This window comes from Roseovarius faecimaris, assembly GCF_009762325.1.
GTDB lineage: Bacteria > Pseudomonadota > Alphaproteobacteria > Rhodobacterales > Rhodobacteraceae > Roseovarius > Roseovarius faecimaris.
This window is the reverse complement of sequence record NZ_CP034348.1, coordinates 2743194-2761350: the sequence shown is the minus strand read 5'-3', so window position 1 is coordinate 2761350 and position 18157 is coordinate 2743194. Positions and strand designations below refer to the sequence as shown.

At 62.3% G+C, this 18157-nt stretch carries 20 protein-coding genes; 18 read left to right on the top strand and 2 right to left on the bottom strand.

The window, feature by feature from the left end; translation table 11 throughout:
* Positions 1-135 precede the first annotated feature (135 nt).
* From EI983_RS13985 to EI983_RS13920, 14 genes are all read left to right on the top strand, one after another.
* Positions 136-1416: a class-III pyridoxal-phosphate-dependent aminotransferase gene (locus tag EI983_RS13985; protein WP_157707982.1), complete on the top strand. Its 1281-nt coding sequence runs from the start codon at positions 136-138 to the stop codon at positions 1414-1416.
* Complete coding sequence (locus EI983_RS13980) at positions 1413-2951, top strand: aldehyde dehydrogenase family protein (protein ID WP_198389304.1); 1539 nt, start codon at positions 1413-1415, stop codon at positions 2949-2951. Before EI983_RS13985 ends, EI983_RS13980 begins: the two co-directional genes overlap by 4 nt.
* Positions 2951-3562 (top strand): BMC domain-containing protein, encoded by a 612-nt coding sequence (locus EI983_RS13975; protein WP_157707980.1) that lies wholly within the window; start codon positions 2951-2953, stop codon positions 3560-3562. The genes EI983_RS13980 and EI983_RS13975 overlap by 1 nt, the downstream gene beginning before the upstream one ends.
* The gene (locus EI983_RS13970) at positions 3562-3987 is read left to right on the top strand and encodes a hypothetical protein (RefSeq protein ID WP_157707979.1); all 426 of its coding nucleotides are present in this window, start codon (positions 3562-3564) and stop codon (positions 3985-3987) included. The genes EI983_RS13975 and EI983_RS13970 overlap by 1 nt, the downstream gene beginning before the upstream one ends.
* The gene (locus EI983_RS13965; protein ID WP_157707978.1) at positions 3984-4244 is read left to right on the top strand and encodes a EutN/CcmL family microcompartment protein; all 261 of its coding nucleotides are present in this window, start codon (positions 3984-3986) and stop codon (positions 4242-4244) included. The genes EI983_RS13970 and EI983_RS13965 overlap by 4 nt, the downstream gene beginning before the upstream one ends.
* A gap of 19 nt (positions 4245-4263) precedes the next feature.
* Positions 4264-4548 carry a BMC domain-containing protein gene (locus EI983_RS13960; protein WP_157707977.1) on the top strand — a complete coding sequence of 95 codons (285 nt, stop codon included), beginning with the start codon at positions 4264-4266 and terminating at the stop codon, positions 4546-4548.
* Positions 4549-4582: 34 nt separating this feature from the next.
* Positions 4583-5212 carry a microcompartment protein gene (locus EI983_RS13955; RefSeq protein WP_157707976.1) on the top strand — a complete coding sequence of 210 codons (630 nt, stop codon included), beginning with the start codon at positions 4583-4585 and terminating at the stop codon, positions 5210-5212.
* Between the two features lie 56 nt (positions 5213-5268).
* Positions 5269-6405 (top strand): ABC transporter substrate-binding protein, encoded by a 1137-nt coding sequence (locus EI983_RS13950; RefSeq protein WP_157707975.1) that lies wholly within the window; start codon positions 5269-5271, stop codon positions 6403-6405.
* Positions 6406-6475: 70 nt separating this feature from the next.
* Entirely contained in the window at positions 6476-7549 is a 1074-nt protein-coding gene (locus tag EI983_RS13945) for an ABC transporter ATP-binding protein (protein WP_157707974.1), read from the top strand.
* A complete protein-coding gene (locus EI983_RS13940) occupies positions 7546-8400 on the top strand; it encodes an ABC transporter permease (RefSeq protein ID WP_157707973.1) in 855 nt (284 codons plus the stop codon). The genes EI983_RS13945 and EI983_RS13940 overlap by 4 nt, the downstream gene beginning before the upstream one ends.
* Positions 8400-9212: an ABC transporter permease gene (locus EI983_RS13935; protein ID WP_157707972.1), complete on the top strand. Its 813-nt coding sequence runs from the start codon at positions 8400-8402 to the stop codon at positions 9210-9212. Before EI983_RS13940 ends, EI983_RS13935 begins: the two co-directional genes overlap by 1 nt.
* Before the next feature lie 42 nt (positions 9213-9254).
* The gene (fabG, locus tag EI983_RS13930; protein ID WP_157707971.1) at positions 9255-10025 is read left to right on the top strand and encodes a 3-oxoacyl-ACP reductase FabG; all 771 of its coding nucleotides are present in this window, start codon (positions 9255-9257) and stop codon (positions 10023-10025) included.
* A gap of 21 nt (positions 10026-10046) precedes the next feature.
* The gene (locus EI983_RS13925) at positions 10047-11054 is read left to right on the top strand and encodes a phosphotransferase enzyme family protein (RefSeq protein ID WP_198389303.1); all 1008 of its coding nucleotides are present in this window, start codon (positions 10047-10049) and stop codon (positions 11052-11054) included.
* Positions 11055-11063: 9 nt separating this feature from the next.
* The gene (locus EI983_RS13920; RefSeq protein WP_157707970.1) at positions 11064-11741 is read left to right on the top strand and encodes a cysteine hydrolase family protein; all 678 of its coding nucleotides are present in this window, start codon (positions 11064-11066) and stop codon (positions 11739-11741) included.
* 153 nt (positions 11742-11894) lie between these two features.
* Here EI983_RS13920 and fsa read toward each other — a convergent pair whose 3' ends face one another.
* A complete protein-coding gene (gene fsa / locus EI983_RS13915) occupies positions 11895-12548 on the bottom strand; it encodes a fructose-6-phosphate aldolase (protein ID WP_157707969.1) in 654 nt (217 codons plus the stop codon).
* A gap of 96 nt (positions 12549-12644) precedes the next feature.
* Between fsa and EI983_RS13910 the strand changes: the two genes are divergently transcribed.
* From EI983_RS13910 to EI983_RS13895, 4 genes are all read left to right on the top strand, one after another.
* On the top strand, positions 12645-14843 hold the full coding sequence (locus EI983_RS13910) for a primosomal protein N' (protein WP_425500867.1): 2199 nt from the start codon (positions 12645-12647) through the stop codon (positions 14841-14843).
* A gap of 122 nt (positions 14844-14965) precedes the next feature.
* Positions 14966-16198: an MFS transporter gene (locus EI983_RS13905; protein ID WP_157707968.1), complete on the top strand. Its 1233-nt coding sequence runs from the start codon at positions 14966-14968 to the stop codon at positions 16196-16198.
* A 190-nt stretch (positions 16199-16388) separates the two neighbouring features.
* The gene (locus EI983_RS13900; protein ID WP_157707967.1) at positions 16389-17261 is read left to right on the top strand and encodes a 50S ribosomal protein L11 methyltransferase; all 873 of its coding nucleotides are present in this window, start codon (positions 16389-16391) and stop codon (positions 17259-17261) included.
* A gap of 107 nt (positions 17262-17368) precedes the next feature.
* A complete protein-coding gene (locus tag EI983_RS13895; RefSeq protein ID WP_157707966.1) occupies positions 17369-17710 on the top strand; it encodes a hypothetical protein in 342 nt (113 codons plus the stop codon).
* Positions 17711-17821: 111 nt separating this feature from the next.
* Here the strand turns inward: EI983_RS13895 and EI983_RS13890 are convergent, their stop codons facing one another.
* Complete coding sequence (locus tag EI983_RS13890; RefSeq protein ID WP_157707965.1) at positions 17822-18022, bottom strand: DUF1127 domain-containing protein; 201 nt, start codon at positions 18020-18022, stop codon at positions 17822-17824.
* Between the last annotated feature and the right edge of the window lie 135 nt (positions 18023-18157).

The window sequence follows — 18157 nt, the reverse complement described above, 5'->3', positions numbered from 1 at the left end:
TTCGAGTTGCCTCTTTTTTGGGAAGTATACCCATTTTAGCGGAAGTTCCGACAAAAAATTGCCCGAAGTCCCACAAAAAATGTTGTAAGGCAAAAATTATGGAGTAGCATTTAAACAGCTTCAAAGGGGAATCACGTGTTCAACTACGGTTACTTTTCCTTCGACTCGAAAGAGTCGCTGATGCAGAAGGCGGCGGAATACTGGAACCCCGGCAAGGTCAGTTTCTGGACCGAGGCCGGTACGCCGATGGTGATTGACCGGCGCGAGGGGTATTTCCTCTATGACATGTCCGGCAAGCGGCTGATCGATCTGCATCTGAACGGCGGCACCTACAATTTCGGCCACCGTCATCCCGAGCTTGTCGACGTGCTGAAATCCGGCCTCGATTATTTTGACATGGGCAATCACTGGTTCCCGTCCGTGGCCCGCGCGGCCTTTGCCGAGCAGCTGGTCAAAACCGCGCCGCACACGAAATACGCCATTTTCGGCGCTGGCGGAGCGGAGGCGGTGGAGATTGCGCTGAAGACCGCGCGTTATGCCACCAAGCGCAAGAAGATCGTGTCGATCATCAAGGGTTATCACGGCCATTCGGGCCTGTCGGTCGCCACCGGGGACGAGCGGTTTTCCAAGATCTTCCTGGCCGACAAGCCGGATGAGTTCGTGCAGGTGCCGTTCAATGACGCAGATGCGCTGGAGCAGGTGCTGAAGGGCGGCGACGTTGCGGCCTTTATCATCGAGACGATCCCGGCCACCTATGGTTTTCCCATGCCGGAGGAGGGGTATCTGAAGACCTGTCAGGATCTGTGCCACAAATACGGGGCCAAGTTCATCTCGGACGAGGTGCAGACCGGGCTGATGCGCACCGGGGTGATGTGGGGCTGGCAGGGCTATGGGCTGCAGCCGGATATCTTTGTGTGCGGCAAGGGGCTGGGCGGCGGTATCTATCCGATCAGCGCCTGCCTGGTGACGGAAGAATGCGGTCAATGGCTGGTCGAGGACGGGGCGGCGCATATCTCGACCTCGGGCGGGGCCGAGCTGGGCTGTCTGGTGGGCCATCACGTGATGGAGATGCTGCAACGGCCCGAGGTGATTTCGAACGTGCATTTCGTGGCCGAGTATTTCGCCCGGAGCATGCAGGAGATGATGGCCCGGCATTCCGACATTTTCGTCGGCGTGCGCCAGCGGGGCGTGGTGCTGGGGCTGGAGTTCGACCATCCCGAAGGGGCCGTGGCGGTATCGCGGGCGCTGTATGAAAACGGCGTCTGGGCGATCTTCTCGTCGCTCGACAAGCGGGTGCTGCAATTCAAGCCGGGCGTGGTTCTGGATGTGGATACCTGCCAGGAGATCATGGACCGGTTTGACGCCGCCATGCCGCGCGCCCGTCAACTTCTCAAATCGGGGCGGCGGGCAGCATGAGCGAACATATGACATTTGACGCGCCGCGCCTTGCGGTGCCCGACCGGGCCCTGTCGAGCGCCCGGATGAAGGTGGGCCGTGCCGCCTGGGCCGCGCGGTATTACAAGAGTTTCAGCCGCGAGGCGGTGCTGGCCATTGCCGAGGCGGTGGCGAAGGCCGGGTATGACCGGGCGGGCGAGTTCGCCGATCTGGCGGTGAGTGAAACCGGCTATGGCGTGGTTGAGCACAAGGCGCTGAAAAACCGGCTCTGCACCCATGAGCTGCTGGATTACTACCGCGATATGGACCTGGTGACGCCGCGCATCGACGCGGCGCGCAAGATCATCGAGCTGCCCAAGCCCGCCGGTGTGGTGTTCGCGCTGGCCCCGGCGACCAACCCGGTGGCGACCGTATATTACAAGGCCATGCTGGCGGTGCTGAGCCGCAATGCCATCGTGATCAGCCCGCATCCGGCGGCCAAGAAGGTGTCGGCGCAGGCGGCGCAACATCTGGCGGCGGCGGCCGAGGCGGCGGGCGCGCCCTCGGGGCTGATCCAATGCGTTGAGGAACCGTCGATCCCGCTGGTGCAGGACATCATGTCGTCGGACCGGATCAATGTGATCATCGCAACCGGCGGCACCGCGATGGTGCGGGCGGCCTATTCCTCGGGCAACCCGGCATTGGGTGTCGGGCCCGGCAACGCGGTGGCCTATGTCGATCCGTCGGCCCGGGTGGATGCGGCGGCCAAATGCCTGGTGGAGAGCAAGAGCTTTGACAATTCGGTGCTGTGCACCAATGAAAGCGTCGTCGTCACGCTGGAGTCGAACCGGGGCAACATGGAGCGCGCGCTGCGCTCGGCCGGGGCGCATGTGTGCAACGAGGCCGATACCGACCGGCTGCGCGAATACCTGTTTGGCGGCGATGGCTTTACCCTGGAGGCGATCGGCAAGAGCGCGCAGTGGATCGCCGAGCGGGCGGGCATTCGCGTCAGCCCCTCCACCAAGGTGCTTGTCCCCGTCGTTGCGACGCCGGGACAGGACGATTTGCTGTTCCGTGAAAAACTCTGTCCGGTGCTGACCCTGACGGCGGCGGTGGATTTCGAACAGGCGGTGACCTTCGCCAAGCACACGACCCGCCGGGGCGCGGGCCATTCCGCAGCGTTTCATGGCGAGGACAGTACGCGCCTGGTGGAGTTCTCGCAGGACATGCCGGTGTATCGTGTGGTGGTCAATGCGCCCTGTTCGCAAGGCGCGGCGGGGTTCGAGACCCATCTGCCGCCGACCTTCACTATCGGCACCGGCTTTGCGGGCCGGTCGTCGATTGGCGAAAATGTGGGGCCGCAGCACCTCGTGCACTGGACGCGCATTGCCTATGCCAAGGAGGCGCCCGCCGATCTTGCCGGGGTCGACCTGAGTCGGGTGTCGTCGGACCGTCCCTCTACGCCCACGCAGGTCCAGGCGCCGCCGCCGCAAACAGGCGGCACCGGCGATGTCACCCGCGATGAATTGCGGCGTCTGATCCTGGAAGAGCTGCGCAGCCTGAAAGGAGAAGTCTGATGACGGATCTTCGGGCGTCGATCTTTATCGACCAGCTTCAGCCGCAGACCCTGGCCTATATCGCGACCTGGATGCGGGGAACGTTGCCGCGCCTGCGCATGGCCGCGCAGATCGTCGAGATCGCACCGGGCCTCGATGTGGAGGCGCTGACCGATATCGTGCTCAAGAGCGCCGATGTGCGCGCCGGTCTTCTGGTGGTGGAGCGCCAGTTCGGAACGCTTCAGTTTCATTCCCATTCGACGGCGGAGGTGCATTCCGGTGCTCAGGCCATTCTCGAAGCCCTGGGCAAGACAATGGACGATGTCGCGCCGCCAAAGATCCTTGCCTCCAAGCTTGTGACCAATGTGGATGACCAGCACGCGTTCCTGATGAACCGAAACAAGCTCGGTTCGATGGTTCTGGGCGGCGACAGCATCTATCTGCTGGAATGCCAGTCCGCCGCCTATGCCATTCTGGCCTGCAACGAGGCGGAAAAAGAGGCGGATGTGAAACTGATCGACATGCGCATGATCGGCGCCAACGGACGGCTTTATCTGGCCGGGACCGAGGCCGATGTGCGCAATGCCAGAAACGCGGCTGAAAGCGCGCTTCGTGATGCAGGGGCTGTGTAATGTCGGGCCTACGGGACGAAATACGCGCAATCCTGCGCGAGGAAATCGCTGCGCTCAGCCGGGAAAATCCAGCCGCGAATGTGCCAAGCTGCGAGCGGGTGCGCATCACGTCGGGCGCGGATCTGACGCGATTTGCCCAGGATCTGGTTGCCCGTGCGTCGGATCCCGGTTTTGCGGCGCGGGTGGCGCGCGGCGAGATCAGCTTCGAGTTGGAGGCCTACAGGCCGGTGGGCGGCCCGATCGTGACGGCCCCCGCGCGGCAGGCGCCGGACGTTCTGGACAAACCGCTCGTGACCGAGCGCGACATCGCCGCGCTGACCGGCGGTACGCGGACGCTCAGATTGGGCAAAACATCCCGGCTGACCCCTCTGGCGCGCGACGAAGCGCGGCGCAGGGGCATACGGATCGAAAGGAGTGAGACATGATTAAGGGTCGAGTCATCGGCAAGATCTGGTCCTCGCGCCGGGTGGATTCGGTGCCTGGCGGTGCGTTGCTCGAGGTGGAAACCGATGGCGGTGGGCATCTCGTGGCCTACGATCCGTTGGGCTGCAATACCGGCGAGGCGGTTCTGATCACCCAAGGGTCGGTCGCGGCTGCCTATTTTACAGGCAAGACCGCACCCATCGACGCACTGATCATCGGTTCCATCGATGAAGAAACACCAACGAAATCCCGAAAATAACTCATGAAGGATAAAACTCATGGCTAACCAAGCAATCGGAATGATCGAAACCAAGGGTTATGTGCCTGCCCTTTCCGCCGCGGACGCGATGGTGAAGGCGGCCAATGTCGAGATCGTCGCGCGCAACGAAGTTGGCGGCGGGCTGGTCTCGGTCATCGTCAAAGGCGATGTGGGCGCGGTCAAGGCCGCGACCGAAGCGGGGGCGGAAGCTGCCTCACAAATAGGCGAAGTGACGGCCGTGCACGTTATTCCGCGCCCGCATGCCGATTTGGGCAAGCATTTTTCGGCGGCTGCTGTAAAGTGATGCGGTCCGCAAGCAGGTGGGGGTTGCACCGGACATGACGGAACTGAGGGTCTATCTGCCGATCGAGGATCTGCAGCCGCAATTCGCGGCCTGGCTGTCCTCGCCCACCCGTGCGCGGGCCTATCCGCCGTTCCGGGGCCAGAATTCGCTGATCATCGAGGTGGCGCCGGCGCTCTCGATCCACCGGATCACCGATCTGGCGCTCAAGGTGGCGCCGGACATGGAGCCGGGCATCCTGTTTACAGAGCGCCAGTTTGGCCTGCTGGAGCTGCATGCCGACGACATGGCCGATCTGGATGCGGCGGGGCAGGCGATCCTGAAGGGGATCAAGGCGAAACCCAGCGACCAGCTTGCCCCGAAGATCCTGTTTCACGACATTATCGAGGACCTCTCGGATCAGCATGCGATCATTCTGAACCGGTCGCGCGACGGGTCGATCCTGGTGCCCGGTGTCGCGTTGCTCATCTATGAGATGACCCCCGCGCTCTTTGCCTGCGTCGCGGCGAACGAGGCGGAGAAAGCCGCCCCCAACGCGACGATCAACGATGTGCAGATGATGGGCGCGTCGGGGCGGATTTTCATGTCCGGGACGGTGAAGGACATGGAAATCGCGAGGGACAGGATCACCGAAACCTTGAGCAAAATCAAAGGCCGCTCTGCCTGAACAGGGCGCAATAACCAAGGGGGTCCATCCCCCGCGAAACCGACAGGAGAAAGAAAATGACTTCAAGACTGAACAGACGGCAATTTGTCGGCCGCACCGCAGCGCTCGCGGGTCTGGCTGCCGCAGGACCGCTGAGCCCCGCCTTTGCGATGCGGGCGGACCGGATGAACATCCTGTGCTGGGAAGGCTATAACTCGGACGAGGTGCTTGGCCCCTTCCGGAGCGCCAATCCCGACGCGACCGTGCGCGCCGAAAGCGGCACGTCCGATCCCGACATGATCAACAAGCTGCGCGCGGGCGAGACCTCGGTTTGGGATCTGATCAACGTGAACCAGCCCTGGGCGCGCGATCAGCTGTATCCCGAGGGGCTGATCAAGCCGCTGAACAAAGAGCGGTTCATGCCCTATTTCGACAAGATGCTGCCGGAGTTCGCGAATTACCCGCTGTCCTTTGCGGATGATGGCGAGCTGATCGGGATGCCGCAGCGCTATGGGCCCTTCAGCTTTGTGGTGAACACCGACGTGATCAGCCGCGAGATGGCCGAGGATCAGGGCTGGAACCTGTTCCTTGATCCGGCGATGAAGGACCGGTTTGGCGTGCTGACCTATGACAACTGGAACGTCATTCACATGTGCCTGACCGCCGGGCTGAACCCGTTCGCGCCGGTTGAGGGCGACGACATTGGCAAGTTCACCGAAACCGCAAACGCGATCTTTGGCGGGGCGAAACTGCTGACGGACGATCTGGTGGCGATGAACACCGCGCTGATCAATGGCGAGATCGACGCCTATTTCACCGGCGGCACCTACACCGCGTCGCCCGCACGCTATGATGGGGCGACGAATGTGCGCGGCATCACGCCCAATTCCGGGCCGGTTGACGGCAAGGGCGGTGTTGTCTGGGTCGAGCTGACATCGGTCGTGAACAACCCCGATCCCAGCAGCCTGGCCGAGGATTTCCTGGAATTCGTGCAGGATCCGGAAATTTCCAAGGCGGTGGCCTTTACCGAAGGCACCTATAACCCGGTGACGCAGATGGGCACTGATGCCGTGATGAGCAAGTTCGACTCTGAAGAGCTTGATGCCATCCAGATGGACAGCCTGGCCGAGGAAATGGCCCGCTCGCTCGATTATCAGGTGGTCGCCTCCTACGACACGCTGATCGACATCTATACGCAAGCGCGTCGTTCGTAAGACCGATGGCCCCGGGCGGTAATGCGCCCGGGGCTGTCCCACAAAGACCTTCAAGCCATTGGGGATGGGAATGTCAGGACAGGCCCTTTTGCGCCTTCAGTCGATCGTCAAGAAATTCGGCGATTTCACCGCTCTGGACAATATTGATCTGGAGATCAACGAAGGCGAGTTTTTTACCATCGTGGGGCCGTCGGGCAGCGGCAAATCCACGCTGATCCGTCTGCTTGTGGGCATGGACGACGTCACGTCGGGCCAGATTCTTCTGAATGGCGACCGGATCGACCAGACCCCGGCCAACCTGCGGCCCACCTGCATGGTGTTTCAGTCGCTGGCCCTGTTTCCGCATATGTCGGTTGGGCAGAATATCGAATTTCCCCTGAAGCTGCGCAAGGAAGACCCCTCGGCGCGGCGGACCCGGGCGCTGGAGTTGCTGGACCTGCTGCGCCTGCCGAGGGACTATTATGACAAACGCATCTCGCAATGTTCCGGCGGGGAGCGGCAGCGCGTGGCGCTGGCCCGCGCGCTGGCGTTTGATCCTGAAATCCTGTTCTTCGACGAGCCGCTTTCCGCGCTCGATTACCGCCTGCGCAAGACGCTGGAGAAGGAGCTGAAGGACCTGCACGCCCGCACCGGCAAGACCTTTGTCTACATCACCCATTCGCTGGAAGAGGCGATGGTGATGTCGGACCGGATCGCCATCATGAAGGATGGCCGGTTCGAGCAGATCGCGGTGGCGGACGAAATCTATGGCCGTCCTGTCAGCCGCTTCGTGGCTGAATTCATGGGCGAGGTGAACCTGTTTGAACTCAGCGCGGATGGGTCTGGGGCGCTGTCGAGCGATATCCTGACGATCCGGGAGGGGACCCGGCTGGATGCGCTGGCGCAGGGGCAACATGGCCTGTTGATGGTCCGGCCTGAATATGTGCGCTTTGCCGCCCCCGGTGAAAACTATGACTTCACCCTGTCGGGCAAGCTGCATGGCGAATATGCGCTGGGATCGCGCATTCAGTACGAGCTTGAGACCCCCTCGGGGATGGTCACGGTTGAAAAGCTGCGCGAAGACCGGCTGAACGCGCATGAAGGCGATACGGTCGCCGTCGGTTTCAACGCGGATGTCACCCATTTCATCGGGGATGCGGCATGAACACGCTGGACCGCAAGCTCGGCTTTCTTTCCTCGCTGCCGCTGGCGGTGGTGCTGATCGCCTCGTTTCTGGCGCCGATGGCGGTGGTGGCGCTGTTCTCGATCATGCCGGCCAAGGTGTTTTCGCTGGCCAATATGCCGGATTTCTCGGCCTATTCGGTGTTTTTCAAGCAGGGCTATTACAAGTCGCTTCTGTGGTCGCTGGGGATGGCGCTGGCCTCCACCGCCATCTTGCTGCTGATCAGCTGGCCCCTGGCCTATGGCATGGCCAAGGTCTTTGGCCGGTTCACGCTGGTGCTGACCATCGCCGTGGTGATGAGCCTTTTTGTCTCTGAGAACATTCGCCTGTTCGGCTGGGTGCTGACCCTGATGAAGGGCGGGCTGATCGAGGGCCATTTCCGCGCCTGGACAGGCGTCGGATTTGACAGCCCGCTATATGGCGTCGGGATCATCATTTTCGGGCTGGTCTATGTGTATCTGCCCTTCATGCTGTTCCCGTTGGCGCAGGGCATCGCGATGGTGCCCGACGACACGCGGCAGGCGGCCTATGATCTGGGCGCAACGCGCTGGCAGGTGCTCTGGCAGATCGAGGTGCCGCTGGCCGCGCCGGGGATTGTCGTGGGATCGTTGCTGAGCTTCGTGCTGGCCGCCGGGGCGCTGGCGGAATCCAAGATCCTTGGCGGGCAGGCGGTGATCGCGATTGCCGATGACATCGAAACGGCCTTTACCTTCGGGCAGAACTGGCCGCTGGGGTCGGCCCTGTCGATGATCCTGATCGTCATTATCGGGGGGCTTGCGCTGTTTGGTGTGAGCAAGGTCGATCTTGACGCGATCATGGGGAGGAAGCGCTGATGCCCACCTCGCGTTCGACCCGTATCGCCCTTTATGTCTATGGCATCCTGGTCATCTTCTTTCTTTACCTGCCATTGGTATCGGTTGCTTTCGCCTCGGTGTCGCGCGCGCGGTACTTGAGTTTTCCGATCAAGCGGTATTCGACCAAATGGTATGGCGAGGCGCTGGAAAGCTCGACGGTGCGTGAGCTTCTGACCACGTCGCTGTCGGTGGCCGTGCTTGTCACCATCATCTCGGTCGTGATCGCGTTTTTCGGCGCGCTGGCCTTTGCGCGCTATCAGTGGCGGTATCGGACCACGTTCCAGAAACTGATCCTGTTGCCGATCTTCTTTCCGCAGACGGTGCTGGGGTTGGCGCTTCTGATGTGGTTCAACTCGCTTGGCATTATCCCTAGCTGGAAAACCGCCGTGGTGGCGCATCTGGTCTGGATCGCGCCGATTGCCACGCTGATCGTGGCCATCCGCGCCTATAGTTTCGATCCGGCCCTCGAAGAGGCCGCGCGTGACATGGGGGCGGGGACCTGGACCATCCTGCGCGAGATCACCCTGCCGTTGCTGGCGCCCGGGCTGGTGTCGGCGGGGCTTTTTGCCTTCCTGCTGAGTTGGGGCAATTTCCCGCTGTCGCTTTTTACCACCGGCGCCGACAGTACCCTGCCTGAATGGCTTTATGCCAAGATGGTGTCGGGCTACTCGCCGCTTGTGCCGACGCTGGGCGTGATGTCGGTCGTGGGATCCTTCCTGCTGATCCTCATTGCCCTGTCGGTGGCCTGGCTGATCCGGGCGAACCGGGAAAGCCGCGCGGCACAGAACTGAACACGAGACGGAACACAAGATCAAAACACGGAGGACTTCACCATGCTTACATCCCTCAAAGGCAAAAGCGTCATCGTCACCGGCGGCTCCAAAGGTATCGGCCGGGGCATCGCGACGGTGTTCGCGCGGCAAGGGGCAAAGGTGACCATCGCCGCCCGGAACGAAGCCGACCTGAAAGCCGCCGCCAGCGAGATCGACGGCGATGTGCGTTATGAAACCTGTGATGTGTCCGACTGGGCGTCGGTCAAGGCGATGGTGGACAGCACCGCCGAAGCGCAGGGGGGGCTGGATGTGATGTGCGCCAATGCCGGGGCGTTTCCGCAGACCAAGATGGTCGATATGGACCCCGCCGAATGGGATCAGGTGATGGCCACCAACCTGAAATCCTCGTTCCTGTGCGTGAAGGCGTCGATCCCGCATTTCGAGAAGGCGGGCAAGGGCCGCGTGGTGCTGACCTCGTCGATCACCGGGCCGGTGACGGGCTTTCCGGGGTGGTCCCACTATGGTGCGTCGAAGTCGGGCCAGCTTGGGTTCCTCAAGACCGCCGCGATGGAATTGTCGCGCTACAACACCACGATCAACGCCGTGATGCCCGGCAATATCTATACCGAGGGCCTGCAGGATCTTGGCCAGGAATATCTGGACACGATGGCGGCCTCGATTCCGCTCAAGCGTCTGGGCGATGTCGAGGATATCGGCAATGCGGCGCTGTTTTTCGCCTCGGACGAAGCCGCTTATATAACCGGTCAGCAGATCGTCGTGGATGGCGGGCAGATCATCCCGGAATCGCTTGAGGCGATCGAGGAAATCTGAAGACCAGCGCAGGAGAAGATCATGGCCGGAAGCGATATGCCGCTGGAGGAGTTGCTCGGGTATCTGGAGACACTGGCGAACCAGTCCCTGTCCCTTTGGGATCTGCCCGATGGGGCCCGGGCGCGCCTGATCAACGTGTCGGAAAATGCGACCTATCTGGTCGAGGCGCCGGGCGGACACAAATCCGTCCTGCGCGTGCACCGGGAAAACTATCATTCGCACCGCGCCATCGAATGCGAGCTGGACTGGCTTCAGGCGCTGGATGCCGAACAGGTCGTGACGACGCCCGGCTATTATATCGGCAAGAATGGCGATCCGATCCAGCAGGCGCATGTCGAGGGTCTGCCTGATCCGCGTTACATGGTCCTGTTCCATTTCGTCGAGGGCGAAGCGCCGGACGAAAGCGGCGATATGACCGATGGCTATGAAGAGCTGGGCGCGATTGCCGCGCGCTGTCACGAGCATGTGCTGCGCTGGCAGAAGCCCGACAATTTCGAACGGCTGACCTGGGATGTCGACGCGGTCTTTGGCGAGGCGCCCACATGGGGGGACTGGCGCGACGCGCCGGAGGTGGATGACAGCGTGCGCCCCACGCTGGAAAAGGTGGAGGCCACCATTCGCGCGCGGCTCGGGGCGTTTGGCAAGGCCAGCGACCGGTTCAACCTGATCCATGCGGATATGCGGCTGGCCAACCTTCTGATTGACAGCAATGGCACCCGCCTGATCGATTTCGACGATTGCGGTTGGGGCTGGTTTCTCTACGACTTCGCCGCGGCCATCAGTTTTATCGAGGACGATCCGCGCATACCCGACCTCAAGGCGGCCTGGGTGCGCGGCTACCGCACCGTGCGGGAAATGAGCGCCGAGGAAGAGGCCGAGATCGACACGTTCGTGATGTTGCGGCGCATGGCGCTTCTGGCCTGGATCGGCAGCCATATCGAAGCGCCTGAGCCACAGGAGCTGGCCCCCGGTTTCGCCGCCACCACGGCGCGGCTGGGGCAGGCCTGGATGGACAGGATCGGCGCATAGGAGAGCATCATGAGTGACTGGAAGAAAGCCTTTCGCAGCTTCTATTACGAGACCGCCGAGGATCCGGACGATATCGTGCTGGAGCCGAAACGCACGGCCCTTCTGGTTATCGATATCCAGAACACCTATCTGGAGCCTGACGAGGATCCGGCCGAGGCCGCGCGCTGGCAGCCCTTCTATGACCGGATGAACAACACGGTCATTCCGAACAATGCAAAGCTGCTCGACTGGGCCCGCGCCGAGGGGATCGAGGTCATCTTTGCCCGTATCGCCTGTCAGACCCAGGATGGCCGCGACCGGTCACTCAGCCAGAAAAAGCCGGGGTTCAACTATCTGCTTCTGCCCAAGGACCGCGAGGACAGCCAGCTCGTGCCGCAGCTCTCGCCGCAGGGCGATGAGATCGTGGTGACCAAAACCACTGACAGCGCGCTGACCGGCACCAATCTGCGCCTGATGCTGCATAATATCGGCATCACGGACGTGATCGTGTCGGGCATTTTTACCGACCAGTGTGTCAGCTCGACGGTGCGGTCGCTGGCCGATGAAAGCTTCGGCGTGGTGGTTGTGCATGATGCCTGCGCGGCGGCAACGATGGCGTTGCACGAAAAAGAGCTGGAGATCATCAACATGATCTATTGCCACGTTGTGGGCATGGACGATCTGCCGGACTTTCTTGCCAAGGGCTGACCCGGTCGAGGGACCGGCTGGACAACATGCGCACGGTCCGCGCCCGTGGCCGTCGGCCGCGTTGATGCCAAAACCCCGCGCATGTCCGGCGGTGGCGGATGGCTGTGGCCAGTGGCCGGGTGCACGCGCCCGCGACGCCCGGCCAATGCGGCCTTAAAGGATTTTCTGACCGGTCTTTTCCCAATCCGCGAGGAACGCCTCAAGGCCCTTGTCGGTCAGCACATGGCTTGCCATCTGCTTGATCACCTTGGGCGGGGCGGTCATCACATCCGCGCCGATCATGGCCGACTGGAACGCGTGGTTGACCGTGCGAATCGAGGCGGCGAGGATTTGCGTCTCGAACCCGTAATTGTCGTAGATCTGGCGGATATCCGAGATCAGCTCCATCCCGTCGAGGTTGATGTCATCGAGACGTCCGATAAAGGGCGAGATGAATGTGGCCCCCGCCTTGGCCGCCAGCAGCGCCTGGTTGGCCGAGAAGCAGAGCGTCACGTTGACCATGTTGCCCTCGTTCGTCAGCACGTTACACGCCTTCAGCCCGTCCCAGGTAAGCGGCACCTTGACGGCGATATTGTCGGCGATCTTGGCCAGTTTGCGGCCCTCGGCGATCATGGCGTCAGCGTCGGTGGCCACCACCTCGGCCGAGACCGGGCCATCGACCATATCCGCGATTTCCTTGGTCACCTCGAGGATATCGCGGCCCGATTTCATGATCAGCGACGGGTTCGTCGTGACCCCGTCCACCATGCCGAGGTCATTCAGCTCGGCGATTTCATCGACTTCGGCGGTATCAACAAAAAATTTCATGGGGCAGCATCCTGGCTCGGGTTGGCGTTTGTCCTCCAAGCGTTTACCCCATAGAGCAACCCTGAGAAACCCCCCGAGTGAGGAGCTTGCGCCCCCTTGTCCGCATTGCCGCCCTTTTTCGATCAAGGCGAGCTGGTGGCCGTGCTGACCACGCAGCCGCTGGATGGCACGCTGGATTACCGGGCGCCTGAAGGCGGCTGCCACATGGGCGCGTTTGTCGAGGTGCCGCTGGGACCGCGCAAGGTGCTGGGTGTGGTGTGGGGGCCGGGCGAAGGCGGCTTTGACCTCAAGAAGGCGCGCAGCATCATCCGGGTGCTGGACGTGGCCCCGATGCGCGAGGAAATGCAGAGCTTCCTGATCCGGGCGGCGCAATACACGCTGACCCCGTTGCCTGCGATGCTGCGGCTGGCCACCCGCGCGCCGGGGCTGAGCGACCCGCCATCGATGCGCAAGGTGTACCGGCTGGGGCAGCGGGAGCCGGACCGCGAGACCGCGGCGCGCCGGAAGGTGCTGGAGGTGCTGGAGGCCTATGGCGGGCTGGCCTTTACCCTGAAGGAGCTGAGCGAGGAGGCGGGCGTATCGTCGTCGGTGGTCAAGGGGCTGGTGGCGCAGGGCGTTGTGGCCGAAGAGGACAGCCCGCGCGACCTGCCGTTTGCGCGGCTTGACCCGGACCGGCCCGGCAAGGAACTGACCGAGGAGCAGGGCGCGGCGGTGGCGCGGCTGGCCGAGGCCATCGGCCAGGACAGCTATGGCACAACGTTGCTGCGGGGTGTGACCGGTTCAGGCAAAACGGAGGTCTATCTGGAGGCGGTGGCGGCCTGCCTGCGCCGGGGTCGGCAGGCGCTGGTGCTGCTGCCGGAGATCGCGCTGACGGCAGAGTTTCTGACCCGGTTGCAGGCCCGGTTCGGCGCGCGCCCCGCCGAATGGCATTCCGGCGTGACCATGACCGAACGCCGCCGCACCTGGAAAATGGTCGGGCAGGGAGAGGCGCAGGTGGTGGTGGGCGCGCGCTCGGCGCTGTTCCTGCCGTTTCAGGACCTCGGGCTGATCGTGGTCGATGAGGAGCATGACACCTCCTACAAGCAGGAGGACGGGGTGCTCTACAATGCGCGCGACATGGCGGTGCTGCGCGCGTCGATCTGCGGCGCGCAGGTGGTGCTGGCCTCGGCCACGCCGAGCCTGGAAAGCTGGAGCAATGCCGAAGCGGGGAAATATGCACGGCTCGATCTGCCGACGCGCTTTGGCGCGGCGGTACTGCCGGAGCTGCGCGCCATCGACATGCGCGCCGAAAGCCTGCCCTCGAACCGCTGGATTTCGCCGAGCCTGCAGCGGGCGGTGACGGACAGGCTTGAGAAGGGCGAGCAGGCGCTCTTGTTCCTCAATCGGCGGGGCTATGCGCCGGTGACGCTGTGCCGGGCCTGCGGGCATCAGATCGGCTGTGCCCATTGCGATGCGCGGATGGTGGAACACCGGTTCCTGAAGCGGCTGATGTGCCATCAATGCGGCGAGACCGCCCCCATGCCCGAGACCTGCCCATCTTGCGATGCAGAGGGCCGGCTGGCCGCCGTGGGTCCGGGGGTGGAGCGGCTGGCCGAGGAGGCGGCGGAACTGTTTCCTGAGGCACGGATCGCGACGCTGTCCTCGGATATGTTCGGCACCGCGAGGGCCTTGAAAGAGCAAATCGTACAGATCGCCGGGGGCGGGGCCGATATCATCATCGGCACGCAACTGGTGGCCAAGGGGCATAATTTTCCGCTGCTCACGCTGGTTGGCGTGATCGATGCCGATCTGGGCCTGCAAGGGTCCGATTTGAGGGGCGCGGAACGGACCTTTCAACTGATGCGGCAGGTGGCGGGGCGTGCCGGACGGGCCGAGAAGGCGGGTGTTGCGATGCTGCAGAGCTTTCAGCCCGAGCACCCGGTGATCCGGGCTATTCTGTCAGGCGATGAAGAGGGCTTCTGGCGGGCCGAGGCCGAGGAGCGGCGGCATGCCGGGGTGCCGCCCTACGGGCGCATGGCGGGGATCATCCTGAGCAGCCCTGACATGCAGCAGGTGTTTGATCTGGGGAATGAGCTGGCGCGGCGGGATGCGCCGCTCCGGCAGGCGGGTGCGCAGGTCTTTGGCCCGGCACCTGCGCCGATTGCCCGGATCCGAGGGCGCCATCGGGTGCGGCTTCTGGTCAAGGCGCCCAAGGGCGTGGCCCTGCAAGGTGCGGTGGTGGCCTGGATCGGACAGGTGCGGGTGCCGACACAGGTGCGGCTGACAGTCGATATTGATCCGCAGAGTTTCTTCTGATGCGCTGGTTTGAGATTTTTCGTACGAAAAATCTTTAACGGAGAAAATTCGTACGAATTTTCTTGGCCGCAGGGCGCGTGTTCTTTCTCGCCATTTCCCTGCGACGGGCGTAGACCGGTTTCATGACCCGCATCGTTCATCTTGCCGACGCCCACACCCAGCCGTTCTGGCGCAGGCCGGTGACGCTTTTGTTCCTTATGGCCATGGCGATGCCCGTCGCCTTTTCCACCTGGTCGGCGCTGCTGAACAATTTCACCATCGAGGTCGCGGGCTTCGACGGCTCAGATATCGGCTGGCTGCATACAGTGCGGGAAATCCCCGGATTCCTCGCCGTGGGGGTCATCGCCATCATCATCTTCATGCGCGAGCAGGTGCTCGGGCTGGTCTCTCTGGTGCTCCTGGGCGTGGCGACGGCGATCACCGCCTGGTTTCCCACCATGGGCGGTATTCTGACCATCACCATGCTCAGCTCGATCGGGTTTCACTATTACGAGACGGTCAACCAGTCACTGCAGCTGCAATGGATCGACAAGGCCCGTGCGCCGCAGACGCTCGGATGGTTGATTGCCGCGGGGTCAGGGGCGACACTCGTGGTTTACCTGCTGATCGTACTGACGTGGGAGAGCCTGGGACTGACCTATAACATGGTCTATCTCGCCTCTGGCGGGTTCACGGCGCTGGTTGCTCTTTTCTGCCTTGCCGCCTATCCGCAATTCGAGGCTCCGAACCCGCAAATCAAGAAGATGATCCTGCGTCGGCGCTACTGGCTCTATTATGCGCTTCAATTCATGTCGGGCGCGCGGCGGCAGATTTTCGTGGTTTTTGCCGGGTTCATGATGGTCGAGAAGTTCGGCTTCGAGGTGCATGAGGTCACGGCCCTTTATCTGATCAACCTTGTGGCCAACATGATCTTTGCCCCGCTGATGGGGCGGGCGGTGTTCGTTTTTGGTGAGCGCAACACGCTGGCCTTTGAATATATCGGGCTGGCGATCGTGTTCCTTGCTTACGGCGGTCTCTATTATTTCGGCTGGGGCGTGCTGCTGGCCGCGACGCTCTATGTGATCGACCACATGCTCTTTGCGCTGGCACTGGCGCTCAAGACTTATTTCCAGAAGATTGCCGATCCGGGCGATATTGCCCCGACCGCCGCCGTGGCCTTTACGATCAATCATATCGCGGCGGTCTTCTTGCCTGCATTGCTTGGCTATCTCTGGCTGGTGTCGCCTGCGGCGGTGTTCTTCCTTGCGGCGGGAATGGCGGTGATCTCGCTGACGCTGGCGCTGATGATCCCGCGCCACCCGGAGCCGGGCAATGAAACCGTCTTCAGCCGGTTCGTGCCTGCACCTGCCGAATAGGCCGTTTCAGGCGGTCCTGTCCGGTGCCGAAAAAGGCGGAGGACGCAAGAGCCCCCTCCGCCCGAACGAATGCCTGCTTTCTGAGGCGACTTCCTTTGGAGGGACCTGTCACTCGTACACCAAACACTCGTTGCCAGTCTATCTGGCACCAAATAGAACAGGGTTTCAATGACCAAATAAAGGAACGTCCATGCCTACATTCACTGCTCTGACCACGCTGATCGGCAAGGAGGCGGCCGAGGCGCTTGGTGCCGCCATGGAGCGGCTGGTGCCCGAGCCCACAGGGGTCGGGGTGTTCGAGCTGGAAGATGGCTCGGGCCTTTGGGAAGTGGGCGGCTATTTCGAAGCCCCCCCGGACGAGGCGGGGCTCGCGCTTCTGGCCGCGCTTTATGAGGCCCGCGGATTTGTCGTCTCGCAACTGCCCGAAACCGACTGGGTGGCGCATGTCAAGCGCGAGCTGACCCCGGTCGAGGCGGGGCGTTTCTTTGTTTATGGGAGCCATGATGCGGAGAAGGTGCCCGATGGGGCCGAGCCGCTTCTGATCGAAGCCTCGATGGCCTTTGGCACCGGTCATCATGGCACGACGCTGGGGTGCCTGCGCGCGCTTGACCGGATGATCGGGGAGGGGTTCGAGGCGGGCACGGTGCTTGATCTGGGCTGCGGCACCGCGGTGCTGGCCATGGCGGCGGCGCGGGTCTGGCCTGCGCGCATCCTCGCCAGTGACATTGACGAGGTCGCGGTGGAGGTGGCGCAGGCGAATGTGGCGGCCAATGGGCTGAGCGGGCGGGTGCACTGCCTGGAGGCGGCAGGGTTCGACCACCCTGACCTGGATGCCGCGGCGCCCTATGATCTGATTTTCGCCAATATCCTCAAGGGGCCGCTGATTCTGCTGGCCGAGGATGTCACGACGCATCTGGCGGCGGGCGGCAGATTGATTCTGTCGGGGATTCTGAATGATCAGGCCGATGAGGTGATTGAGCATTATACACGTGCCGGAAACAATCTGACGTGTCGCGATGAGATTGGTGACTGGACGACGCTTAGTCTGCAAAGAACCGTCTGAAAATAAATGAAAAGCAGCAAATTTGAGGCGCCTGCCTAAGTTTCGCCACAATTCATGCCTACCCCTTATTGAAACGCGGTGGGGGCCGGGTTGAAAGGAACGCTGCGATGGCAAACGTCCAGACATTTGAACGTCGCCTTAAGTCGATTGGCGAGAAGCGGGAGCGCCTGGCTGAAGGCTATGTCAGTAAGGTTGGCAAAGATGGTCTGATCGTCTTCCGTCCGAAACGCCGCGAAGGCGGGTTCCCGATCAAAGGCCTCGCGTTTCTGGTTCTCGGTTTCTTCTTGTTCAAGGGTGTGATCCTGGCCCATCTGGGCGAAGGCACATTCGAGACGCGGCTGGCCCAGCTCTCTCAGGGGTCGGTCGTGGAGCAAGCCGGGGCCTTCATCATGCAGCCCGACGCGGTAAGCCAGACGATCGCGCAGCAGATCCGTCCCTTTGTGAAGTAACGATCACGGTCTCAGGAAAACAAAAGCCCTGCATCAGTGTATGATGCAGGGCTTTTTCGTGTCCGTCAGCCACATCCGGCCGGGCCGGATATCGCCGCAGCGTATTCCGGTTCAGAGGCTGCGCGCCACGAAATCGATGTCGCCACGGCACAGGCCGATATCTTCCAGTTCACGGTCCGACAGGCGCGACAGGGCAGCGCGGGTCTGGCGCTCGGTGGCCCATGCGGTGTAGACGGTTGCGATTTTGCCGAACAGACCGGCGAAAAGGCCAGCCGGTGCGACGGCGCTGCGGGCGAAGTCTGTGACTGCCATAGTTCGAATTCCTTCAAGTGGTGCGAAGTTGCGCGTTTCGTTCTCTGAGGCGGCAGATAGGAGGGCGGCTGAAACCTGACAAGGAGAGATTTTCGCATAGCCACTATGCAGCGATTGCATATCTGATCAAATTAT